The sequence below is a fragment of the Flavimobilis rhizosphaerae genome, assembly GCF_014852685.1.
Classification (GTDB): Bacteria; Actinomycetota; Actinomycetes; order Actinomycetales; family Cellulomonadaceae; genus Flavimobilis; species Flavimobilis rhizosphaerae.
The window spans coordinates 125264-147870 of the sequence record NZ_JACZDF010000005.1 but is presented as its reverse complement, the minus strand read 5'-3'; the positions used below and the strand labels follow the sequence as shown (position 1 = coordinate 147870).

Here is a 22607-nt window from a genome sequence, read left to right as displayed (position 1 = left end):
TCAGGCGGCGTCGCCGCGCGCGATGAGCTCGCGCGCGAGCTGACGGTAGGCGTGCGCCCCGGCGTGCGACGGCGCATACGTCGTGATGGGCTCGGCCGCGACCGACGCGTCCGGGAACTTCACGGTCCGCGAGATCACCGTGTGGAGCAGGTTGTCACCGAACGCCTCGTGGACCCGCTCGACGACCTCGCGCGCGTGCAGCGTACGGGCGTCGTACATCGTCGCGACGATGCCGTCGATCTCGAGACGCGGGTTGAGCCGGTCGCGGACCTTCTCGATCGTCTCGATGAGGAGCGCGACGCCGCGCAGCGCGAAGAACTCGCACTCGAGCGGGATGAGCACGCCGTGCGCGGCCGTGAGCGCGTTGACTGTGAGGAGGCCGAGCGACGGCTGGCAGTCGACGAGGACGACGTCGTAGTCGTCGAGCACGGGCCGCAGCACACGGGCGAGGACGGACTCGCGGGCGACCTCGCCGACGAGCTGAACCTCCGCCGCGGAGAGATCGATGTTCGCGGGCAGGACGTCGAGGTTTTCGATCGCAGTAGGCCGGATGATCTCCGTGATGTCCGCCGAGCGGTCCATGAGGAGGTTGTAGATCGTGAGGTCAAGCTCGTTGGCGTTGACCCCGAGGCCGACCGACGCCGCGCCCTGCGGGTCGAAGTCGACGATGAGCACGCGACGCCCGAGCTCCGCGAGGCACGCGCCGAGGTTGATCGTCGTCGTCGTCTTGCCGACGCCGCCCTTCTGATTGCACATCGCGATGATGCGCGCCGGCCCGTGGCCGAAGAGGACGGCCGGCTCCGGGAACTGCGGCATGGGACGTCCGACGGCGTCCGTCTCGTCGGTCGACGTCATGCTGGTCCCGGGCTCCTGGCTGCTCACGGTCCCACGGTAACGCAGCGGGACGCGCGACCCGCGGTGCCACGCGGCCCGACGGGACGACGACGGCGCTCAGCCGAGCGCGCGAGGGTGCGACGTGAGGTACATCTCACGCAGAGCGTCGGGGGTGACGAGCGTGTAGATCTGCGTCGTCGTCACCGAGGCGTGCCCGAGCAGCTCCTGGACCACGCGCACGTCGGCTCCGCCCTGGAGCAGGTGCGTCGCGAACGAGTGTCGCAGCGTGTGCGGCGAGACGTCGTCGGCGTGCGCGATCCCCGCGCGCTGCGCAGCGTCGCGCAGCACCGCCCACGCGCTCTGCCGCGAGAGGCGGCGTCCGCGCGTGTTGAGGAAGAGCGCAGGGATCCCGGTGCCACGCGCCGCGAGAACGGGCCGCGCCCGGACGACGTACGCCTCGACGGCGTCGCGTGCGTACGACCCGAGCGGGACGACGCGCTCCTTGCGCCCCTTGCCGAAGAGGCGCACCGCGGAGCCGCGCGGGTCGAGCTCGACGTCGTCGAGGTCGAGCCCGACGGCTTCCGAGATGCGGGCGCCCGTCGCGTAGACGAGCTCGAGGAGCGCGCGGTCGCGCAGCGGACGCTCGCCGTCGCCCGCTCCTGCCGCCTCGAGGATCGCGAGCACGTCGTCGACGGGGATCGCGCGTGGCAGCCGACGCGGCCGCGCAGGAGGCTTGAGGCGCGAGCCGGGGTCGGCGTCCGCGAGGCCCTCGCTCGCGCAGAAGCGAGTCCAGCCGCGCACCGACGCGACCGCTCGCGCCGTTGACGACGGCGCGAGCACCGGTCGGCCGTCGGCCCCCGTCCGCAGCACCTCGACGTACCCCTCGACAAGCTCGCGGGTGAGGTCGGTCGGGGTCACGGCCCCCTGGGTCGCGACGTGCGCGACGAAACGCTCGAGGTCACGACGGTAGGCACCGAGCGTGTTGTCCGAGAGCCCTCGTTCGACCCGCAGGTGCGCGAGGTAGCCCGCGAGCGGGGCAGCAAGTCCTCGCGGCACCTCGACCGCCGCGGTGGCGGCGTCGGTGCCGGGCGTCGTCTGCATGCGCACAGGCTACGCGGGTCGCGGCGCGCCTCGCGTCAGAACGGCAGGAGGACGTCGACGACGATCGCGACGGACAGGAGCGTGAGGTACGTGATCGACGCGTGGAAGACGCGCATCGCACGCGGCTTGCCGAGCGCGGGGTCCTTGAGGCGACGCAGCAGCGTCACGCACTCGAGGAGGAACCAGCCACCGAGGAGGACCGTCGCGACGCCGTAGACCGCGGTGAGGCTCGCGACGGGCCACAGCGCGATCGAGCACGCGATCATCGCGAGCGTGTAGAGAACCATCTCGACGGCGACGCGTCGGTCGCTCGCGACGACCGGGAGCATGGGCACCCCTGCGTTGGCATAGTCCTTGCGGAACTTCATCGACAGCGGCCAGTAGTGCGGCGGTGTCCAGAAGAAGACGACGCCGAAGAGGAGGAACGGCGCCCAGTCGAGGCTGTTCGTCACCGCGGACCAGCCGATGAGCACGGGCATGCAGCCCGCGACCCCGCCCCACACGATGTTCTGCGACGTCCGGCGCTTGAGGATGAGTGTGTAGAAGACGACGTAGAGGAGGATCGCCGCGACGCCGAGCACGCCGGAGAGCAGGTTGACGAAGCGCGCGAGCCACACGAACGACATCACGCCGAGGACGCTCGCGAAGATCCACGCGCCACGGACCGAGACGTCGCCCGTGACGAGCGGACGCTTCTTCGTGCGGTTCATCACCGCGTCGATGTCGCGGTCGATGATGCAGTTGAAGACGTTGGCGCTCGCCGCGGCGAGGGTACCCCCGAAGAGCGTGTTGAACGCGAGCAGCAGCGGCGGCACGCCACCCTGCGCGAGGAACAGCGTGGGGATCGTCGTCACGAGGAGGAGCTCGATGATCCGCGGCTTCGTGAGGGCGACGTAGGCACCCACCGTCGTGCGCCAGGCGGCCGTGCCGGTCGCGGGGGCGGCGCTCGTGGCCGAGGTCGTGGAAGGCACGCGGGATCGGGTCCGTTCGTCGTGGTCCGCACCGGACGGCTCGTGCGGGGGCGCAGGCCGATGGTCCCGGTGTCAGGGATGAGGCCCATGCTAGTCCCGTGCTGCTCCGCGGGGTGCTGCCGCTCACGTCAGATGCGCCACAGCACACCCCGGGACGACGCGCGAGGACGTCCGGCCCTGGTGCAGCCGGTGCCCACCGTTCGGATCCCGCCCGCCGCCGGGCCCGGGGGGAACTAGGCTGGGACCGTCGAGCCCCAGACCACCACCGTCACGATGATGTGGCGCGCTCACGCGCGCCGCAGGAAAGAGGTCCGGTGAACGCGTTCACCCCCGCCCACCCCTTCGCGTGGAACGACCTTGACCGACGCGCCGTCGACACGGCGCGCGTCCTCGCTGCCGACGCCGTCGAGAAGGTCGGCAACGGGCACCCCGGCACCGCCATCTCGCTCGCCCCGGTCGCCTACCTGCTCTACCAGAACTGGCTCCGGCACGACCCGTCGGACACGGGCTGGCTCGGTCGCGACCGCTTCGTGCTCTCCGCGGGACACTCGAGCCTCACGCAGTACATCCAGCTCTACCTCGGCGGCTTCGGCCTCGAGCTCGAGGACCTCGAGCAGCTGCGTACGTGGGGTTCTCTCACGCCCGGCCACCCCGAGGTCGGCCACACGCAGGGTGTCGAGATCACGACCGGACCGCTCGGCCAGGGCCTCGCGTCCGCGGTCGGCATGGCGATGGCGCAGCGCCGCGTGCGCGGCCTCCTCGATCCCGACGCAGCCCCCGGTGAGAGCCTCTTCGACCAGCGCGTGTTCGTCATCGCGTCGGACGGCGACCTCCAGGAGGGTGTGACGAGCGAGGCCGGCTCGATCGCCGGCACGCAGGAGCTCGGCAACCTCGTCGTCCTCTGGGACGACAACCGCATCTCGATCGAGGGCGACACGTCGATCGCGTTCACCGAGGACGTCACGGCGCGCTACGCGGCCTACGGCTGGCACGTGCAGGACGTCGACTGGACGGCCGGGGGCGAGTACCACGAGGACGTCGCAGCGCTCGACGCCGCGATCGCCGCGGCCGTCGCGGAGACGTCGAAGCCGTCGTTCATCCGACTGCGCACGATCATCGCCTGGCCGTCGCCCACGAAGCAGGGCGACCACTCGTCGCACGGCTCGAAGCTCGGCGGCGCCGAGGTCGCGTCGCTCAAGGAGCTGCTCGGCTTCCCGACGGATGTCGCGTTCAACGTCGAGGACGAGGTCGTCGCACACGCCCGCGGCCTGCGCGCACGTGGCGCCGAGGCCCACGCGGCCTGGGACGTCCGCCTCGCCGAGTGGCGTGCCGCGCACCCCGAACGTGCTGCGCTCCTCGACCGGCTCTCGTCACGCGAGCTCCCCGAGGGATGGGCCGACGCCCTCCCCGTCTTCGAGGCCGGCACGTCGGTCGCGACGCGCGCCGCGTCGGGCAAGGTCCTCACGGCTCTCGCGAGCGTGCTGCCCGAGCTCTGGGGCGGCTCGGCCGACCTCGCGGGGTCGAACAACACGACGATGTCCGGCGAGCCGTCGTTCCTCCCGGCCCATCGCTCGAGCCACGAGTTCGCGGGCGACTCCTACGGCCGCACGCTGCACTTCGGCATCCGCGAGCACGGTATGGGCGCGATCCTCTCAGGCATCGCCCTCTACGGGCTCACACGGCCCTACGGCGGCACGTTCTTCCAGTTCTCGGACTACATGCGCGGCGCGGTCCGTCTCGCCTCGCTCATGGGCACGATGGCCCAGTGCTCCCCCACATACGTGTGGACGCACGACTCGGTCGGTCTCGGCGAGGACGGCCCGACGCACCAGCCGGTCGAGCACCTCGCCGCGACCCGCGCGATCCCCGGCCTCTCGATCGTCCGCCCCGCGGACGCCAACGAGACCGCGGCAGCGTGGCAGGCGATCCTCGAGCGCGACAACGGGCCCGTCGGGCTCATCCTCACCCGCCAGAACGTCCCGACGTTCCCGCGCGGCGTCGAGGGCTACGCCCCCGCCGAGGGCCTCGCCCGCGGCGCGTACACGCTGCTCGACGCAACGGGCGGCGACCCCAAGGTCGTGCTCCTCGCGACCGGCTCCGAGGTGCACGTGGCGGTCGCCGCGCGCGAGATCCTCGAGGCCGAGGGCACCCCGACGCGCGTCGTCTCGGCGCCCTGCCTCGAGTGGTTCGAGGAGCAGGACGAGGCGTACCGCGAGTCGGTGCTCCCCTCGGCAGTCCGCGCACGGGTCTCCGTCGAAGCGGGCCTCGCGCTCAGCTGGTACCGCTACCTGGGCGACACCGGCCGTGCCGTCTCGCTCGAGCACTACGGTGCGTCGGCCTCCGCCGAGAAGCTCTTCGAGGAGTACGGCTTCACCGCCGAGAACGTCGCCGCGAAGGCTCGCGAGTCGCTCGCGGCCGCCGCTCGCTGACGCAGCACCACCTCGCCCGGTGCGCGGCCCTCCCGGCCGCGCACCGGGTCACCGCACCCCCGCCCCGCGGGAGGTGCCACGCAGCCCCGGCCGCTGGGACCAGGCCGACCCGCGACGTCGGGTACACGTCGCAACCCGAGGAGCAGCCATGAGCTCAACCCCTCTCACCCATCTGTCCGCGTCCGGCGTCGCCGTCTGGCTCGACGACCTCTCCCGTCCGCTCCTCACGAGCGGCGGCCTCGCTGACCTCGTCCGCGAGCGGTCCGTCGTGGGTGTGACGACGAACCCCACGATCTTCGCCGGGGCGATCTCCGGCTCGGACGCGTATGACGCCGACCTGCGCGCGCTCGCGCGCGAGGGCGTGAGCGTCGACGCCGCGATCACGCGGCTCACGACCGACGACGTCCGCGCCGCGCTCGACGTCCTCGCACCCGTCCTCGAGGCGACCGGAGGGCAGGACGGCCGCGTCTCGATCGAGGTCGACCCGCGTCTCGCGCACGACACCGAGGGCACCGTCGCTCAGGCGGCGGAGCTCGCCCGGACGATCGACCGTCCTGGTCTGCTCGTGAAGATCCCCGCGACCGTCGAAGGTCTTGACGCGATCACGCGCACGATCGCCGCCGGCATCTCCGTCAACGTCACGCTGATCTTCTCGATCGAGCGCTACCGGGCCGTCATCGACGCCTATCTCACGGGCCTCGAGCGGGCGCACGCCGCGGGTCACGATCTCGCGAACCTCCGCTCCGTCGCGTCGTTCTTCGTCTCGCGGGTCGACACGGCGGTCGACCCTCTGATCGACGCGAGCGACGACCCGCGCGCCGCGGGCCTCCGAGGCACGATCGCGCTCGCCAACGCCCGACGCGCCTACCAGGTGCACCTCGAGACCCTCGCCTCGGAGCGCTGGACCGCCCTCGCGGCGCTCGGGGCCCACCCGCAGCGACCGCTCTGGGCGTCGACGGGCGTCAAGGACCCTGCCCTGCCCGACACTCTCTACGTCGACGCCCTCGTCGCCGACGGCACCGTCAACACCATGCCCCGCGCCACGCTCGAGGCCGTCGCCGACCACGGCACGACGCACGACGACGCGACCGACACGATCACCCCGGCGATCGAGGATGCCCTCGACCGCCTCGCCCTGCTCCGCGACATCGGCGTCGACCTCGACGCCGTCACGGACACGCTCGAGCGTGAGGGCGTTGCCAAGTTCGCCGCCAGCTGGGAGGACCTGCTCGCGACCGTCGCGACGAGCCTCTCCCCGACCGCTTCCCAGGAGGACACCCCGTGAGCCCGACCGAGGTCACCGCCGAGCACAACCCGCTGCGGGACAGCCGCGACCTGCGGCTGCCGCACATCGCCGGTCCCTGCAGCCTCGTGATCTTCGGTGTGACGGGAGACCTCGCGCGCAAGAAGCTCATGCCCGCGGTGTACGACCTCTCCAACCGTGGCCTCCTGCCCCCCGGCTTCGCGCTCACGGGCTTCGCCCGGCGCGACTGGGACGACCAGGACTTCACGCAGGTCGTCCACGACGCCGTCAAGCAGTACGCGCGCACGCCCTTCCGCGAGGAGGCGTGGCAGCAGCTCGCCGAGGGTATCCGCTTCGTCCAGGGTTCCTTCGACGACGAGGCCGCGTTCGAGGAGCTCGCCCGAACGGTCCACGAGCTCGATGAGCAGCGCGGCACGCGCGGGAACCACGCGTTCTACCTCTCGGTGCCCCCGAGCGCGTTCCCGACGGTCTGCCGGCAGCTCGCGAGGTCGGGCCTCTCGAAGCCCCAGCACGCGACGGACGAGACTCAGCCGTGGCGTCGCGTCGTCATCGAGAAGCCCTTCGGGCACGACCTCGCGTCGGCCCGTGAGCTCAACGACGTCGTCTCCGAGGTGTTCGACCAGCCGTCGGTGTTCCGCATCGACCACTACCTCGGCAAGGAGACGGTCCTCAACCTCCTCGCACTGCGGTTCGCGAACCAGATGTACGAGCCGATCTGGAACAACCACTACGTCGACCACGTGCAGATCACCATGGCCGAGGACATCGGGATCGGCGGCCGGGCCGGCTACTACGACGGCATCGGCGCCGCCCGCGACGTCATCCAGAACCACCTCCTGCAGCTCCTCGCGCTCACCGCGATGGAGGAGCCTGCCTCGTTCGCAGCCGACGACCTCGTCGCGGAGAAGATCAAGGTGCTCTCCGCGTGCCGGCTCCCCGAGGACCTCGCGGCGCATACCGCTCGCGGCCAGTACGCCGCCGGCTCGCAGGCCGGCGAGCAGGTCAAGGGGTACCTCGACGAAGACGGGACAGCCCCGGACTCGACCACCGAGACGTACGCAGCAATCCGTGTCGACATCGACAACCGTCGCTGGGCGGGCGTGCCGTTCTACCTGCGTGCCGGCAAGCGGCTCGGGCGACGCGTCACCGAGATCGCCGTCGTCTTCAAGTCGGCGCCGCACCTCCCGTTCGACTCGAGCGAGACGAGCGACCTCGGCAACAACGCGATCGTCATCCGCGTCCAGCCCGACGAGGGCGTGACGATCCGCTTCGGCGCCAAGGTTCCGGGCACCGCGATGGAGGTCCGTGACGTGACCATGGACTTCGGCTACGGCCACGCGTTCACGCAGTCGTCGCCCGAGGCCTACGAGCGGCTCATCCTCTCCGTGCTGCTCGGCGAGCCCCCGCTCTTCCCGCGGCACGAGGAGGTCGAGCTCTCGTGGCGGATCCTCGATCCCATCACCGCGCACTGGGCGGCCGAGGGCCAACCTGAGCCGTACCGTGCGGGCACGTGGGGCCCTGGTTCGGCCGACGAGATGCTGGCACGTGACGGACGTGTCTGGCGGCGCCCATGAGCACTCTCCTGCCCACCGTGACCACGGGCGCCGGACGCGTCCTGACCGAGGAGCACACCGCGTGATCATCGACCTGCCGGCGACGACGACGACCGCCGTCGCCAAGAAGCTCATCAAACTGCGTCAGGAGGGCGGCGCGGTCACGCTCGGCCGGGTCCTCACGCTCGTCATCGTCACGGACACGAGCTCGACGACAGAGGCCATCGACGCCGCGAACGTCGCCTCGCGCGAGCACCCGTGCCGCATCATCGTCCTCGCGACGGGCTCGACCGAGAAGGGCATCGATGCCGAGATCCGCATCGGCGGGGACGCGGGCGCGAGCGAGGTCATCATCCTCACGGCTCCCGCCGAGGCGCTCGTGCACGCGGACACGCTCGTCATGCCGCTCCTTCTGCCCGACGCCCCCATCGTCGCCTGGTGGCCCCGCGAGGCCCCCGCGAATCCGGGTGCGGACGTCATCGGCGCCATGGCGCACCGTCGCATCACCGATTCCTACCGGTCCGCGGACCCGCGCGCGTCGATCCGTCGGCTCGCCGAGGCCTACCGCCCCGGTGACACGGATCTCGCGTGGACCCGGACCACGATCTGGCGCGGCCTCCTCGCGTCGACGCTCGACCAGCCTCCGTTCGAGCCGGTCCTCCGCGCGACCGTCGCGGGCCAGGACGACCACTCCTCGCTCGACCTCCTCGCCGCCTGGCTCGGCGAGGAGCTCGACTGCGAGGTCGACGTCGTCCGCACGCCGGGCGCACAGGCCGTGACGTCCGTGACGCTCACCCGGGCCTCGGGCGACATCACGCTCGCGCGGCCGTCCGGCAAGGTCGCGATCCTCTCGCAGCCGCAGCAGCCCGACCATCGGATCGCGCTGCCCGTGCGCCAGCTGCACGAGTGCATCGCCGAGGAGCTACGGCGCCTCGACGAGGACGAGATGTACGGCGAAGTTCTCACCCAGGGACTCCGGAGGGTCGCCTCATGACCGCTGCACGCACCGTCGTCGTCCACCCTGACGCCGAAGGCCTCGCCGTGACGACCGGAGCGCGTCTGCTGCTCCACGTCCTCGACGCCCAGGCTGTCCGCTCCCCCGTCCACGTCGTCCTCACGGGTGGCACCGTCGGTATCCGCCTGCTCACGGAGGCGTCGCAGAACCCGTTGCGCGACCTCGTCGACTGGTCCGACGTCCACGTGTGGTGGAGCGACGAACGGTTCGTCACGGCCGACGACGGCGAACGCAACGCGCTCCAGGCGCGTGAGGCGCTGCTCGACGCGCTCCCGCTGCCGCCCGGCAACGTCCACGAGATGCCGGCCGCCCGGCCCGAGGACCCGTCGTTCGGCCCGGACGAGGCCGCGGCAGAGCACGCCGCCGAGCTCGCGCGCTATGCCCCTGCGGGCGCGGCGGCGCCGGTGTTCGACGTGGTTCTCCTCGGCATGGGACCGGACATGCATGTCGCGTCGCTCTTCCCGGGGCACCCGGCCCGGGACGCTGCAGGTTCTCCGACCGTCGGCGTGCACAACTCTCCCAAGCCGCCGCCGTCGCGCGTCTCTCTGACGTTCGAGGCGATCAACGGGGCTCGTGAGGTGTGGGTCGTCGCGGCAGGTGCCGAGAAGGCGGAGGCCGTCGCCGCGGCCCTTGCAGGCGATCCGGTCTCGTCCGCCGCCCATGTCCACGGAACCGAGCGCACGCTCTGGCTCATCGACGCGGCTGCGGCAGGCCGCGCCGCGGCAGACGGCTGAGACTCCCGGCCTCCTCAACGGCCCGGCCACGTCAACAACGTCGAAGGGCGGCACCCCACCGGGGTGCCGCCCTTCGACGTTGTCATGCCGTGTCTCGTCGCGCACGCACGGGATCCCCTGAGCGCACGCGTCGGGGCTGGGCTGCTGGTCGCTCAGCCGCCGCGGCGTGCACGGAGCGCGGCGAGCGCCTCGTCGAGCAGTGCGCTGCCGTCCTCGTCGGACCGGCGCTCCTTGACGTACGCAAGATGCGTCTTGTAAGGCTCGTTACGCACGGGCGACGGTGGCGCGTCAGCGTCGAGACCCGCAGGGTAGCCGCACCGCGTGCAGTCCCACTGCTCGGGGATCTCGGTCGACGGCCCGATCGCAAAGGTCGCGCGCGTCTGGTGGCCGTTGGCGCACCAGTACACGACGGAATGCCGCTCGGCGAGATCCCCTCGCTCGGCCTCGCCCATCGGTCCAGCGCCGACGCGCGAACCGCGAATCGCGTTTCCACCTGCCACGTGTGACTCCCCTGTCGTCGTGGTACTGCTGGCCGCCCGAACCGGCGGCCCGGCTCAGATCGTGGCCAGAAGGCCGAGAGCGACGATCGTCAGGACCCAGACGAGGACGAAGCCGACCGTGATGCGGTTGAGGTTGCGCTCGGCGACGCCGGAGCTGCCGACCGTCGCGCTCATGCCGCCTCCGAACATGTCGGAGAGGCCGCCGCCCTTGCCCTTGTGCATGAGGACGAGCATGACGTTCGCGAGGCTCGTGATGACCAGGACGACCTGGAGGATGATCTTGAGAGTGTCCACGAGCGGAAGGGTCCTGTTCGTCGAAGCGTGGTGCGGTGGCGTGTGCCACCGGGGACAAGAGTAGGCCAGCGGGTCCCGGGGAGGCCAACGCCCCGCCGACAGGCGGGACATTGGCCTCCCCGGGAGACCGTCAGGCCTGCTGGAAGCGCGCGATCTTCGCGAACTCCTCAGGGTCGAGCGAGGCTCCGCCGACGAGCGCGCCGTCGACGTCCTTCTCAGCCATGAGCTCGACGATCGAGCTCGACTTCACCGAGCCGCCGTAGAGAACACGGACCGCGTCCGCGACCTCGGCCGAGTAGAGCTCGGCGAGGCGGGCACGGATCGCGCCGTTGACCTCCTGAGCGTCGGACGGGGTCGCGACCTCGCCCGTGCCGATGGCCCACACGGGCTCGTACGCGACGACGACCTTGGCCGCGTCCTCGGCCGAGAGGCCCTCGAACGCGCCGTCGACCTGCGCGAGCGTGTACGAGACCTGCTCGCCGGCCTTGCGGACGTCGAGGCCCTCGCCGACGCAGACGATCGGCACGAGGCCGTGCGCGAGCGCGTTCTTCGTCTTGGCGTTGACGAGCGCGTCGTCCTCGCCGTGGTACTGGCGACGCTCGGAGTGGCCGATCGCGACGTACGTGACACCGAGACGCGCGAGGAACACGGGCGAGATCTCCCCCGTGTAGGCGCCCGAGACGTGCGCGGAGACGTCCTGCGCGCCGTACGACAGGCCGGACTTCTCGGCGTCGACGAAGGTCTGCACCGAGCGCAGGTCCGTGAACGGGACGAGCACGGTGACCTCGGCGGTGGCGAAGTCGTGCTTGCCGTCCTTGAGGTGCCAGTCGAGCTTCTGGACCAGGTCGATAGCCTCGAGGTGGTCCTTGTTCATCTTCCAGTTGCCCGCGATGAGCGGGGTACGCGTTGCCACGAAGGGTCTCCTAGGGATTCAGGCGTCGAGGACGGCGATGCCGGGGAGCGACTTGCCCTCGAGGAACTCGAGGCTCGCGCCGCCACCGGTCGAGATGTGGGAGAAGCCGGCCTCGTCGAAGCCGAGGATTCGGACGGCCGCGGCGGAGTCGCCGCCGCCGACGATCGAGAACGCGCCGTCGGCGGTCGCATCGACCATCGCCTGGGCGACGGCACGAGTGCCGCCCGCGAACGCGTCGAACTCGAAGACGCCCATCGGGCCGTTCCAGACGATCGTCTTCGCGTCGGCGAGCTTCGCCGCGAAGAGCTTCTGCGACTCGGGGCCGATGTCGAGGCCCATGCGCTCGGCGGGGATCGCGTCGACCGCGACCACGTCGTGCGGCGCGTCGGCGGCGAAGCCGTCGGCCGCGACGATGTCGACCGGGAGGACGATCTCGACGCCACGCTCAGCAGCCGTCGCGAGGTAGCCCTTGACGGTGTCGATCTGGTCCGTCTCGAGGAGCGACTTGCCGACCGCGTGGCCCTGGGCCGCGAGGAACGTGAAGACCATGCCGCCACCGATGAGCAGGCGGTCGGCCTTCTCGAGGAGGTTCGCGATGACACCGAGCTTGTCGGAGACCTTCGAACCGCCGAGGACGACCGCGTACGGGCGGGCCGGGTCCTCGGTCGCCTTCTTGAGGGAGTCGACCTCCTTGAGGACGAGCTCGCCGACGGCGGCCGGCAGCACCTTCGCGATGTCGTAGACGGACGCCTGCTTGCGGTGGACGACGCCGAAGCCGTCGGACACGTACGCGTCCGCAAGCTCCGCGAGGTCGGCGGCGAGCGACTGGCGCTCCTCGTCGACCTTCGAGGTCTCGCGGGCGTCGAAGCGGATGTTCTCGAGAAGGACGACCTCGCCCTCGCCGAGCGCGGCGACAGCGGCCTTCGCGCCCTCGCCGACGGTGTCGGCCGCGAGGGTGACCTTGGCGCCGAGCAGCTCGCCGAGGCGGGCCGCGACGGGCGCGAGCGAGTACTTGTCCTCGGGTGCGCCCTTGGGGCGACCGAGGTGCGCGGTGACGACGACCTTCGCGCCCGCGTCGACGAGGCGCTTGAGCGTCGGCAGCGCGGCACGGATGCGGCCGTCGTCGGTGATGGTCGTGCCGTCGAGCGGCACATTGAAGTCGGAACGGACGAGGACGCGCTTGCCGCGCAGGTCGCCGAGGTCAGCGATGGTCTTCACCAGGTGCTCCTGATTCGTGCTGGAGGGGAGGGGGTCAGGCATGCACGGTGCCGCAACGAGAGACGTCCGCGTGCGCGCCCCGGTGCCGGGGCGCGCACGCGGACGTCAGGCGCTCATCGTGCGTGCGCAGCGAACGTCAGAGACGCGCGCCCACGTACTGCGTGAGGGAGACGAGCGAGGACGAGTAGCCCCACTCGTTGTCGTACCAGGCGACGACCTTGACGAGGTCGCCCGACACCTTGGTGAGCTTCGAGTCGAAGATCGAGGTGTGCGGGTCCGTGACGATGTCCGAGGAGACGATCTCGTCCTCGACGAACTTCAGGACACCCTTGAGCGGGCCCTCGGCGGCAGCCTTGACCGCGGCGTTGACCTCGTCGACCGTGACCTCGCGCGAGGCCGTGAAGGTGAGGTCCGTGGCCGAACCCGTGATCGTCGGGACGCGCATGGCGAAGCCGTCGAGCTTGCCCTTGAGCTCCGGGAGGACGAGAGCGACAGCCTTGGCCGCACCGGTCGACGTCGGAACGATGTTCTGCGCGGCGGCGCGGGCGCGACGGAGGTCCCTGTGCGGGCCGTCCTGGAGGTTCTGGTCACCCGTGTACGCGTGGATCGTGGTCATGAGGCCACGCTCGATGCCGATCGCGTCGTTGAGCGCCTTGGCCATGGGGGCGAGGCAGTTCGTCGTGCACGAGGCGTTCGAGATGATGTTGTGCTTCGCGGGGTCGTAGTCCTCGTGGTTGACACCCACGACGAAGGTCGCGTCCTCGTTCTTCGCCGGGGCGGAGATGATGACCTTCTTGGCGCCGGCCTCGATGTGCGCGGAGGCCTTCGTGGCGTCGGTGAAGAAGCCAGTCGACTCGATGACGATGTCCGCACCGAGCTCTCCCCACGGGAGGTTCTTCGGGTCGCGCTCGGCGAGAGCGCGGATCGACTTGCCGTCGACGATGATCGCATCGTCGTTGTAGTCGACCGAGAGCGGGAAACGGCCCAGCACGGTGTCGTACTTGAGCAGGTGCGCCAGGGTGTGGTTGTCGGTCAGGTCGTTGACACCGACGATCTCGATGTCAGCGCCGGACTCGACGATGGCGCGGAAGAAGTTGCGGCCGATGCGGCCGAAGCCGTTAATGCCGACGCGGATGGTCACGTTGCCCTCCTCGGGGCGCGTCGGCTGACACCGACGCACACGGTTGTTGACGAACTGTACGTACGTCGATGTACGCGATGAGATGCGGACCCCGCGTCCCGTCACCGAGTCATGTGGTCCGCATCACCGAACGACACAAGCCTATACCGTCCGGCGGTCAAGCGATGGGACAAACGTCCGAGCGGACGCGCGACTTCTCACGGATCGAGCAGCTCGGGGGCAAGTCCTGCCTCCGTGTCCGGGATGCCCAGGTCCTGGGCGCGCTTGTCGGCCGTCGCAAGCAACCGTCGGATCCGCCCGGCGACCGCATCCTTCGTGAGAGGCGGATCGGCGAGCTGGCCGAGCTCCTCGAGCGACGCCTGCTTGTGCGCGAGCCGCAGCTCCCCTGCCTCGCGCAGGTGCTCCGGAAGGTCCTCACCGAGAATCTCGAACGCCCGCTCGACGCGAGCCCCGGCAGCGACGGCAGCGCGTGCGGACCTCCTGAGGTTCGCGTCGTCGAAGTTCGCGAGCCGGTTCGCGGTCCCCCGGACCTCGCGCCGCGCACGGCGCTCGTCCCAGACCGTCGCCACCTCGGGCGCCCCCATCTGCACGAGCATCTGCGAGATCGCCTCGCCGTCACGCACGACGACGCGATCGACCCCGCGCACCTCGCGCGCCTTCGACTGGACGCCGAGGCGTCGGGCTGCTCCGACGAGTGCGAGCGCCGCCTCGGGACCCGGGCAGGTGATCTCGAGGGACGACGAGCGTCCCGGCTCGGTGAGGGAGCCGTGGGCAAGGAACGCGCCGCGCCACGCGGCCGCGGACTCCTCGGTGCCGCCGGCGACGACCTGGGGCGGAAGGCCACGCACCGGCCGGCCCCGGTTATCGAGGAGGCCCGTCTGCCGCGCGAGCGACTCCCCCTCGCGCACGACGCGGACGACGTAACGCTGGCTGCGACGCAACCCGCCGGGGGCGATGACGACGACCTCGCTCTGGTGGCCGTACACCTCGGCGATCGACGTCTTGAGCCGCCTCGCGACGACCCCCGTGTCGATCTCGGCCTCGACGACGATGCGCCCCGAGACAATGTGCAGCCCTCCCGCAAACCTCAGCAGCGACGAGACCTCAGCCTTGCGGCAGCTCGTCCTGTCGACCCGGAGCCGCGCGAGCTCGTCCTTCACCTGTGCGGTCAGTGCCATGCGGACCATCCTGCCATCTGCCGGGCGATGCCCAGCCCGCGACCGGGACGGCCCGGGCACGGGGGCGGAGTCAGCCCCGGGCTGGCACATCCCCGAGCACGTCGTCGAACACGTCGCGGTACGCCGCCGCGAGCCGCAGCGTGTCATGCCGCGGGCTGCCGTCGCCGACCCGCACCTGACGCATGACGGTGCGTGCCCCCATGGCACCCGCGACCCGCGTGAGCTGTTCGACGTCCTCGACCGACGACGGGTCGGCGAGGACGACATCGACGCGCAGCTGCGGCGCGTGCTGGTGGAGCACCGTGAGGTGGTCCGTCGCGGTGAGCCCCTCGGTCTCCCCTGCCTCGGCCGCCAGGTTGAGCGTCACGCACCGGCGCGCACGGGTCGTGTGGAGCGCCATGGCAAGCTCCGGGACGAGAAGGTGCGGCATGACAGAGGTGAACCACGATCCCGGGCCGAGAACGACCCAGTCCGCCTCCTCGACCGCAGCGACCGAGTCCGGGCACGCCGGAGGGTCTGCCGGGACGAGCCGCACCTGCTCGATCCGACCGGGGGCGACGGCGACGTGCGACTGCCCGGTGACGATCCCCACGCCCCCTCCCTCCTCGCGGACGTCGGCCTCGATCGTCAACGGCACCGAGGCCATCGGCAGGACCCGGCCGCGGGCGCCGAGGAGCCGGCCCACCCAGTCGAGCCCGTCGACGGTGTCCCCGAGGATGTCCCACACGGCGGCGATGAGGAGGTTACCGACGGCGTGCCTGTCCAGGTCGCCGTCAGAGACGAAGCGGTGCTGGAGCACGTCCCGCCACGTCCGGCCCCACTCGTTCTCCTCGCACAGTGCGGCGAGCGCCATCCGCAGGTCACCCGGCGGCAGCACCCCGAGCTCGTCGCGCAGCCGGCCCGAGGAACCGCCGTCGTCAGCGACGGTGACGATCGCGGTGAGCCGCTCCGACATGAGGCGCAGAGCGCCGAGGTTCGCGGACAGCCCATGCCCGCCGCCGAGCGCGACGATCCGCGGGCCGTGAGGGGTCCGCGCGGGCCGCACGTCCGGGTTACTCCTTGCCGAGGTCACGCGCAGTCACCACCACCCGGTACCCGGCCTGCCGCAGCCGGCGGCCCAGCTCCTCCGACACCGCGACCGACCTGTGCTTGCCACCCGTGCAGCCGACGGCGATCGTCGCGTACGTCTTCTCCTCCCCGAGGTAGCCCTCGAGAACCGGCTCGAGGGCCTCGACGTAGCGGTCGAGAAACACCTGGGCGGGTTGCTGGCCGAGAACGTAGTCCCGAACGGGCGCGTCGCGCCCGTTGAGCGCGCGCAGCTCGGTCACCCAGTACGGGTTGGGCAGGAAGCGCATGTCGACGACCTGATCCGCGTCGAGCGGGAGCCCGTACTTGAACCCGAACGACACGATGTGGACGCGCAGGTGGTGGTCGAGACCAGCGTGGACGGACTGGCGGACCTCGCGCCCGAGGTCGTGCACCGAGAGGTCGCTCGTGTCGATGACGATGTCGGCGGACGTCCGCAGCGCCTTGAGCATCTCGCGTTCCTGAGCGATCCCGTCGGTGAGCCGGCCGTCGCCCTGGACGGGGTGCGGGCGTCGCACGGACTCATAGCGCCGCACGAGCACCTCGTCGGACGCGTCGAGGAACATCACGCGGTAGTCGACGTCAAGCTTCTTCACCTGGGCGAGGACCGACTCGAGATCGTCGAAGAACTGCCGCCCGCGGACGTCGACGACGGCGGCGAAGCGCGAGAGCGTGTCACCCGCGTGGGCAGACATCTCGATGAGCGGCAGCAGCATCTGGGGCGGAAGGTTGTCGACGACGTACCACCCGAGGTCCTCGAGCTCGGCGGCCGCACGCGACCGACCGGCGCCCGACATGCCCGTGATGATGACGACCTGGGTCTGCTCGAGCCGCGGCGCGTGGGCCGACGCCTCGAGGGCAGGGATGCCGTCAGGAAGCGTGTGCGGGGCGTGGGGGTCGGCGGGCGCGGGCTGTCCGTCGGTGCTCATGGTTCCAGCATGCCAGCCCCGGATCACGACGACGTCACGACGTGGGAGCGTTTCCCTCCGGTGTGGCGCCCGGAGATGCGAGCGCCGCGACCACGGCCGCCGCCGTCTGCGGCCCCATTCCGGGGACGGTCGCAATTTCCTCGACGCTTGCCGCGCGGAGCCGCTTGACGGAACCGAAGTGCGTGAGGAGCTTCTTCGCGCGAGCAGGTCCGACGCCGGGAACGCCGTCGAGGACCGACGACGTCATCGCGCGGCCACGCCGCTTGCGATGGGCAGTGATCGCGAAGCGGTGAGCCTCGTCACGGACGCGCTGCAGCAGGTAGAGCCCCTCGGAGGTGCGCTCCATGATGACCGGGTAGTCGTCATCCGGCAGCCAGACTTCCTCGAGCCGCTTGGCGAGGCCGCACAGCGCGACATCGGTGACGCCGAGCTCGTCGAGCGCACGCCGCGCCGCGGCGACCTGCGGCTGCCCCCCGTCGACGACGACGAGGTTCGGCGGGTACGCGAACCGCTTGCGCTCCTCGGCTGGCAGCGCGTCGTCCTCGTCGAGCGCGCCCGTCGCAAGCTCGGGTTCGCCCGCGCTCGCGCGGTCCGCGAGGTAGCGACGGAACCGGCGGGTGATGGCCTCGTGCATCGCGGCCGTGTCATCGGGCACGCCGTCGCCGTCGGGGCCCTTGATCGCGAACGTCCGGTACTCGCTCTTGCGCGCGAGACCATCCTCGAACACGACCATCGACGCGACCTGGTGAGTGCCCTGGGTCGTCGAGATGTCGAAGCACTCGATGCGCAGCGGCGCAGAGTCGAGCTCGAGCGCGTCCTGGATCTCCCGGAGCGCCTGCGACCGTGTCGTGAGGTCGCCGGTACGCCGGGTGCGGTGGAGCGCGAGCGCATGCTCGGCGTTCTTGTGGACCGTCTCGGCGAGGGTCGCCTTGGTGCCGCGCTGCGGGACCCTGATCTCAACCTTCGACCCCCGGATGCCCGTGAGCCACGTGGTGAGCCCGTCGGCGTCGTCCGGCAGGAACGGGACCAGCACCTCCCGCGGCACGCCCTCGCGCCGTGCGTCACGGTCGTCGGACTCGGCGGCCTCACCGTAGACCTGCGCGAGGAGTTGCGCGACGAGCCCTGCGTCGGTGATCTCCTCGACCTTCTCAACGACCCATCCCCGTTGGCCGCGGATGCGACCGCCGCGCACGTGGAACACCTGGACGGCAGCCTCAAGCTCGTCGCCGGCAAGCGCGAAGATGTCAGCGTCCGTGCCGTCGTCGAGCACGACGGCGTTGCGCTCGACGACCTTCTCGAGCGCAGCGATGTCGTCACGCAGTCGCGCTGCGCGCTCGAACTCGAGGTCCGCCGACGCCTCACGCATCTGAGCCGTCAGAGGGCCGAGGAAGCGAGCGGCGTCGCCCGCCATGAATGCGCAGAGATCCTCGGCGAGCGCGTGGTGGTCGGCCTGGCTGATGCGGCCGACGCACGGCGCCGAGCACTTATCGATGTAGCCGAGGAGGCAGGGACGCCCAGTCTGCTCGGCCCGGCGGTAGACGCCCGCCGAGCAGGTGCGCACGGGGAAGACCCGGAGGAGAAGGTCGAGCGTCTCGCGGATGGCCCAGGCGTGGCCGAACGGGCCGAAGTACCGCGTGCCTGGTCGCTTGGCGCCGCGCAGCACCTGCGCGCGCGGGATCGCCTCGCCGAGCGTCACCGCGAGGTAGGGGTAGGACTTGTCGTCGCGGTACTTGACGTTGAACCGCGGGTCGAACTCCTTGATCCACGAGTACTCGAGGGCGAGCGCCTCGACCTCCGTGCGCACGACGGTCCACTGAACGCTCGCCGCGGTCGTCACCATCTGCTGCGTGCGCGGGTGGAGAGACGCGAGCGGCTGGAAGTAGTTGGCGAGCCGCTGTCGGAGGTTCTTCGCCTTGCCGACGTAGATGACACGCCCGTGCTCGTCACGGAACCGATAGACGCCCGGGTCGGTGGGGATCTCCCCCGGCCGCGGCCGGTAGCTCGAGGGGTCGGCCATGGCGGGTCAGGACTCGGACGACGGTGCGGCGGCCTTCGTCGCTCGGCTCCGCGCGGCGGCGGCGGTGCGTGCCGTGCTGCTCGTCGTGCGCTTCGTCGTGGCCGTCGTCTTCGGAGCGGCTTTCGTCTTCGGAGCAGCCTTCGATGTCTTCGACGCGGGCGGGTCCGAGACGGGCACACCCTCGCCGAGGACCTCGGCGAGGAAACGTCCGGTGTGGCTCTCCGGGACGCGCGCGACGTGCTCGGGCGTGCCCTCCGCGACGACGGTTCCACCTCCTGAACCGCCCTCAGGACCCATGTCGATGACCCAGTCGGCGTTCTTGATGACGTCGAGGTTGTGCTCGATGACGAGCACCGTGTTGCCCTTGTCGACGAGCGACTGGAGAACCGCGAGCAGGCGACGGATGTCCTCGAAGTGGAGGCCTGTCGTGGGCTCGTCGAGGACGTAGATCGTGCGTCCTGTCGAACGCCGCTGGAGCTCCGTCGCGAGCTTGACGCGCTGCGCCTCGCCTCCTGAGAGAGTTGTCGCGGGCTGGCCGAGACGGACGTAGCCGAGGCCGACAGAGACGAGGGTCGTGAGGTGGCGGGAGATCGCGGGGACGGCCGCGAAGAACTCGGCGGCCTCCTCGATCGGCATGTCGAGCACCTCGGCGACCGTGCGGTTCTTGTAGCGCACCTCGAGCGTCTCGCGGTTGTAGCGCGAGCCGCCGCAGACCTCGCAGGGCACGTAGACGTCCGGCAGGAAGTTCATCTCGATCTTCAGCGTGCCGTCGCCCGAGCACGCCTCGCAGCGACCGCCCTTGACGTTGAACGAGAAGCGGCCGGGACCGTAGCCGCGGACCTTGGCCTCGGTCGTCTGCGCGAAGAGCTTACGCACGTGGTCCCACACGCCCGTGTATGTCGCTGGGTTGGAACGGGGCGTACGGCCGATGGGTGCCTGGTCGACGTGGACGACCTTGTCGAGGTGCTCGAGCCCGGTGACGCGTGTGTGGTACCCCGCGACGCGTCGCGCACCGTTGAGCTCGTTGGCGAGCACGGTGTGGAGGATCGAGTTGACGAGCGTCGACTTGCCCGAGCCGGAGACGCCCGTGACGGCCGTGAGCACGCCGAGCGGGAAGTCGACGTCGATGTTGCGCAGGTTGTTCTCGCGTGCTCCGACGACGGTAAGCTGACGGTCGACCTCGGTCCGGCGCCGCGTCGCAGGCATGGGGATGCTCCGTCGTCCTGCGAGGTAGGCACCCGTGACGGACTCCTTCGACGCGAGCAGGCCGGCGTAGTCGCCCGAGTGGACGACACGACCGCCGTGCTCGCCCGCACCTGGACCGATGTCGACGATCCAGTCGGCCATGCGGATCGTGTCCTCGTCGTGCTCGACGACGATGAGCGTGTTGCCGAGGTCGCGCAGGCGTGTGAGCGTCTCGATGAGCCGACGGTTGTCGCGCTGGTGGAGACCGATGCTCGGCTCGTCGAGGACGTAGAGCACGCCGACGAGGCCCGAGCCGATCTGGGTCGCGAGGCGGATGCGCTGGGCCTCCCCTCCCGAGAGGGACCCGGCCGCGCGCGCGAGCGTGAGGTAGTCGAGCCCGACGTCGAGAAGAAACCCGAGGCGAGCGTCGATCTCCTTGAGGACCTGGCCGGCGATGACCTTCTCGCGGTGGCCGAGCTCGAGCTGTCCGAGGAAGCCGTGGGCCTCGCGCAGCGACATCCCGCAGACCTCGGCGATCGAACGGCCTGACACCTTGACCGCGAGGACCTCGGGCTTGAGGCGGGTGCCGTGACACGTCGGGCACGGGACCTCGCGCATGAAGGCCTCGTACTTCTCCTTCGACCATTCGGACTCGGTCTCGGAGTGCCGCCGCTCGAGGAACGTCATGACGCCCTCGAACCCCGTCGAGTACTGCCGCTCGCGGCCCCAGCGGTTCTTGTAACGGACGTGCACCTTGTGGTCGCGACCGTGGAGGATCGCCTCACGCGCGCGCTCGGGCAGGGCCCGCCACGGGACGTCCATCGAGAAGCCCAGCTCGTCGGCAAGCGCCGTGAGCACGCGCTCGAAGTACTCCGAGGACGTCTGCGCCCACGGGGCGATGGCCCCTTCACGGAGCGTGCGCTCCTCGTCGGGAACGATGAGCTCAGGGTCGACCTCGAGCCGGACGCCGATGCCCGTGCACTCGGGGCACGCGCCGTAGGGCGCGTTGAAGGAGAAGGTACGGGGCTCGATCTCGTCGAGGGTGAGCTCGTGGTCGTTAGGGCACGCCCGGTGCTCGGAGAAGCGACGCTCACGCTCGGGGTCGTCTGCGGGCAGGTCGACGAGCTCGATGAGGACGAGGCCGCCCGCGAGCCCGAGGGCGGTCTCGATCGAGTCGGTGAGACGACGCTGGACGCCCTCACGGGCGACGAGCCTGTCGACGACGACCTCGATCGAGTGCTTGAGCTTCTTCTCGAGCTGCGGCGGGTCGGCGAGCTGGACGACCTCCCCGTCGACGCGCGCGCGAGCGAAGCCCTTCGTCTGGAGCTCCTTGAAGAGCTCTGCGTACTCTCCCTTGCGCCCCCGGACAACAGGTGCGAGAACCTGGTACCGAGTGCCTTCGGGCAGCTCGAGCAGGCGGTCGACGATCTGCTGGGGCGTCTGCGACGCGACACGCTCGCCGCACACCGGGCAGTGCTGCGTGCCGGCACGCGCGAAGAGAAGACGGAGGTAGTCGTAGACCTCGGTGATCGTGCCGACGGTCGAGCGCGGGTTGCGGTTCGTCGACTTCTGGTCGATCGACACCGCGGGCGACAGGCCCTCGATGAAGTCGACGTCAGGCTTGTCCATCTGCCCGAGGAACTGGCGCGCGTACGCCGAGAGCGACTCGACGTAGCGACGCTGTCCCTCGGCGAAGATCGTGTCGAACGCGAGGGAGGATTTGCCCGACCCGGAAAGGCCGGTGAAGACGATGAGCCGGTCGCGGGGCAGGTCAAGGTCGACGCCCCGGAGATTGTGCTCACGGGCGCCCTGGACGACGAGACGATCACTCACCCGGTCATCGTAGTGCAGTCCACACCCATTTCGCACACGTGTTCGACGTCACGTCGTAGTACGGACGCACGCGGCGCCTACCGCCCTCGAGTGCCACGATAGGGACATGACCGTCTATGCCGTGCAGTACACCTACACCCAGGACACCGCGACGCTCGACGCCGTGCGACCGGAGCATCGCGCATACCTGCGCTCGTGCCTCGAGGCGGGGACGCTGCTCGCGTCGGGGCCGCTTGAGGGCGGCCGGGCGCTCCTCCTGCTCTCGGTCGCTGACCGTTCGGCGCTCGATGCGCTGCTCGCGGGCGATCCGTTCCGTGGCGCCGGGGTCCTCGGGTCCGTCGACGTCGCGGAGTGGAAGCCTGTCATCGGCCCGTGGGCCGAACTCGCCTGAGTTGCGCTCGGGACGCACGCG

At 70.7% G+C, this 22607-nt stretch carries 19 protein-coding genes; 6 read left to right on the top strand and 13 right to left on the bottom strand.

The genetic code is table 11. The annotated features are described in order from the left end of the window. The 3 genes from IGS67_RS10390 to IGS67_RS10380 all read right to left on the bottom strand — a co-directional run bounded on the left by IGS67_RS10390 (nucleotide 1) and on the right by IGS67_RS10380 (nucleotide 2906). On the bottom strand, nucleotides 1–855 hold the full coding sequence (locus tag IGS67_RS10390) for a ParA family protein (protein ID WP_192280704.1): 855 nt from the start codon (nucleotides 853–855) through the stop codon (nucleotides 1–3). 96 nt (nucleotides 856–951) lie between these two features. Then, a complete protein-coding gene (locus IGS67_RS10385; protein ID WP_192280523.1) occupies nucleotides 952–1935 on the bottom strand; it encodes a site-specific tyrosine recombinase XerD in 984 nt (327 codons plus the stop codon). Between the two features lie 35 nt (nucleotides 1936–1970). After that, on the bottom strand, nucleotides 1971–2906 hold the full coding sequence (locus IGS67_RS10380) for a heme o synthase (RefSeq protein WP_192280518.1): 936 nt from the start codon (nucleotides 2904–2906) through the stop codon (nucleotides 1971–1973). A gap of 314 nt (nucleotides 2907–3220) precedes the next feature. Between IGS67_RS10380 and tkt the strand changes: the two genes are divergently transcribed. From tkt to pgl, 5 genes are all read left to right on the top strand, one after another. Then, nucleotides 3221–5335, top strand: coding sequence for a transketolase (gene tkt / locus IGS67_RS10375; RefSeq protein WP_192280515.1), 2115 nt, complete (start codon nucleotides 3221–3223; stop codon nucleotides 5333–5335). Nucleotides 5336–5483: 148 nt separating this feature from the next. After that, nucleotides 5484–6620 carry a transaldolase gene (gene tal / locus IGS67_RS10370; protein ID WP_192280512.1) on the top strand — a complete coding sequence of 379 codons (1137 nt, stop codon included), beginning with the start codon at nucleotides 5484–5486 and terminating at the stop codon, nucleotides 6618–6620. Continuing rightward, complete coding sequence (gene zwf / locus IGS67_RS10365) at nucleotides 6617–8173, top strand: glucose-6-phosphate dehydrogenase (RefSeq protein WP_192280509.1); 1557 nt, start codon at nucleotides 6617–6619, stop codon at nucleotides 8171–8173. Before tal ends, zwf begins: the two co-directional genes overlap by 4 nt. 61 nt (nucleotides 8174–8234) lie before the next feature. Further along, nucleotides 8235–9146, top strand: coding sequence for a glucose-6-phosphate dehydrogenase assembly protein OpcA (locus IGS67_RS10360; protein WP_192280506.1), 912 nt, complete (start codon nucleotides 8235–8237; stop codon nucleotides 9144–9146). Beyond that, a complete protein-coding gene (gene pgl / locus IGS67_RS10355; RefSeq protein ID WP_192280503.1) occupies nucleotides 9143–9901 on the top strand; it encodes a 6-phosphogluconolactonase in 759 nt (252 codons plus the stop codon). Before IGS67_RS10360 ends, pgl begins: the two co-directional genes overlap by 4 nt. Before the next feature lie 152 nt (nucleotides 9902–10053). Here the strand turns inward: pgl and IGS67_RS10350 are convergent, their stop codons facing one another. From IGS67_RS10350 to uvrA, 10 genes are all read right to left on the bottom strand, one after another. Further along, complete coding sequence (locus tag IGS67_RS10350) at nucleotides 10054–10401, bottom strand: RNA polymerase-binding protein RbpA (RefSeq protein ID WP_192280500.1); 348 nt, start codon at nucleotides 10399–10401, stop codon at nucleotides 10054–10056. A 54-nt stretch (nucleotides 10402–10455) separates the two neighbouring features. Beyond that, nucleotides 10456–10695 (bottom strand): preprotein translocase subunit SecG, encoded by a 240-nt coding sequence (gene secG, locus IGS67_RS13995; protein WP_192280497.1) that lies wholly within the window; start codon nucleotides 10693–10695, stop codon nucleotides 10456–10458. Between the two features lie 130 nt (nucleotides 10696–10825). After that, on the bottom strand, nucleotides 10826–11608 hold the full coding sequence (tpiA, locus tag IGS67_RS10340; protein ID WP_192280494.1) for a triose-phosphate isomerase: 783 nt from the start codon (nucleotides 11606–11608) through the stop codon (nucleotides 10826–10828). 18 nt (nucleotides 11609–11626) lie between these two features. After that, nucleotides 11627–12826, bottom strand: coding sequence for a phosphoglycerate kinase (locus tag IGS67_RS10335; protein WP_102508782.1), 1200 nt, complete (start codon nucleotides 12824–12826; stop codon nucleotides 11627–11629). Between the two features lie 136 nt (nucleotides 12827–12962). Further along, nucleotides 12963–13967: a type I glyceraldehyde-3-phosphate dehydrogenase gene (gene gap, locus IGS67_RS10330; protein WP_192280488.1), complete on the bottom strand. Its 1005-nt coding sequence runs from the start codon at nucleotides 13965–13967 to the stop codon at nucleotides 12963–12965. A gap of 197 nt (nucleotides 13968–14164) precedes the next feature. After that, nucleotides 14165–15145 carry a DNA-binding protein WhiA gene (whiA, locus tag IGS67_RS10325; protein WP_192280485.1) on the bottom strand — a complete coding sequence of 327 codons (981 nt, stop codon included), beginning with the start codon at nucleotides 15143–15145 and terminating at the stop codon, nucleotides 14165–14167. 70 nt (nucleotides 15146–15215) lie between these two features. Then, nucleotides 15216–16217 (bottom strand): gluconeogenesis factor YvcK family protein, encoded by a 1002-nt coding sequence (locus IGS67_RS10320; protein WP_328742374.1) that lies wholly within the window; start codon nucleotides 16215–16217, stop codon nucleotides 15216–15218. After that, on the bottom strand, nucleotides 16198–17160 hold the full coding sequence (rapZ, locus tag IGS67_RS10315) for an RNase adapter RapZ (protein WP_192280480.1): 963 nt from the start codon (nucleotides 17158–17160) through the stop codon (nucleotides 16198–16200). The genes IGS67_RS10320 and rapZ overlap by 20 nt, the downstream gene beginning before the upstream one ends. A gap of 34 nt (nucleotides 17161–17194) precedes the next feature. Continuing rightward, nucleotides 17195–19177, bottom strand: coding sequence for an excinuclease ABC subunit UvrC (gene uvrC / locus IGS67_RS10310; protein ID WP_192280476.1), 1983 nt, complete (start codon nucleotides 19175–19177; stop codon nucleotides 17195–17197). A 6-nt stretch (nucleotides 19178–19183) separates the two neighbouring features. Next, a complete protein-coding gene (uvrA, locus tag IGS67_RS10305) occupies nucleotides 19184–22195 on the bottom strand; it encodes an excinuclease ABC subunit UvrA (protein WP_192280473.1) in 3012 nt (1003 codons plus the stop codon). Nucleotides 22196–22301: 106 nt separating this feature from the next. Here uvrA and IGS67_RS10300 point away from each other — a divergent pair, with 106 nt between their 5' ends. After that, complete coding sequence (locus tag IGS67_RS10300) at nucleotides 22302–22586, top strand: YciI family protein (protein WP_192280470.1); 285 nt, start codon at nucleotides 22302–22304, stop codon at nucleotides 22584–22586. Nucleotides 22587–22607: the final 21 nt, after the last annotated feature.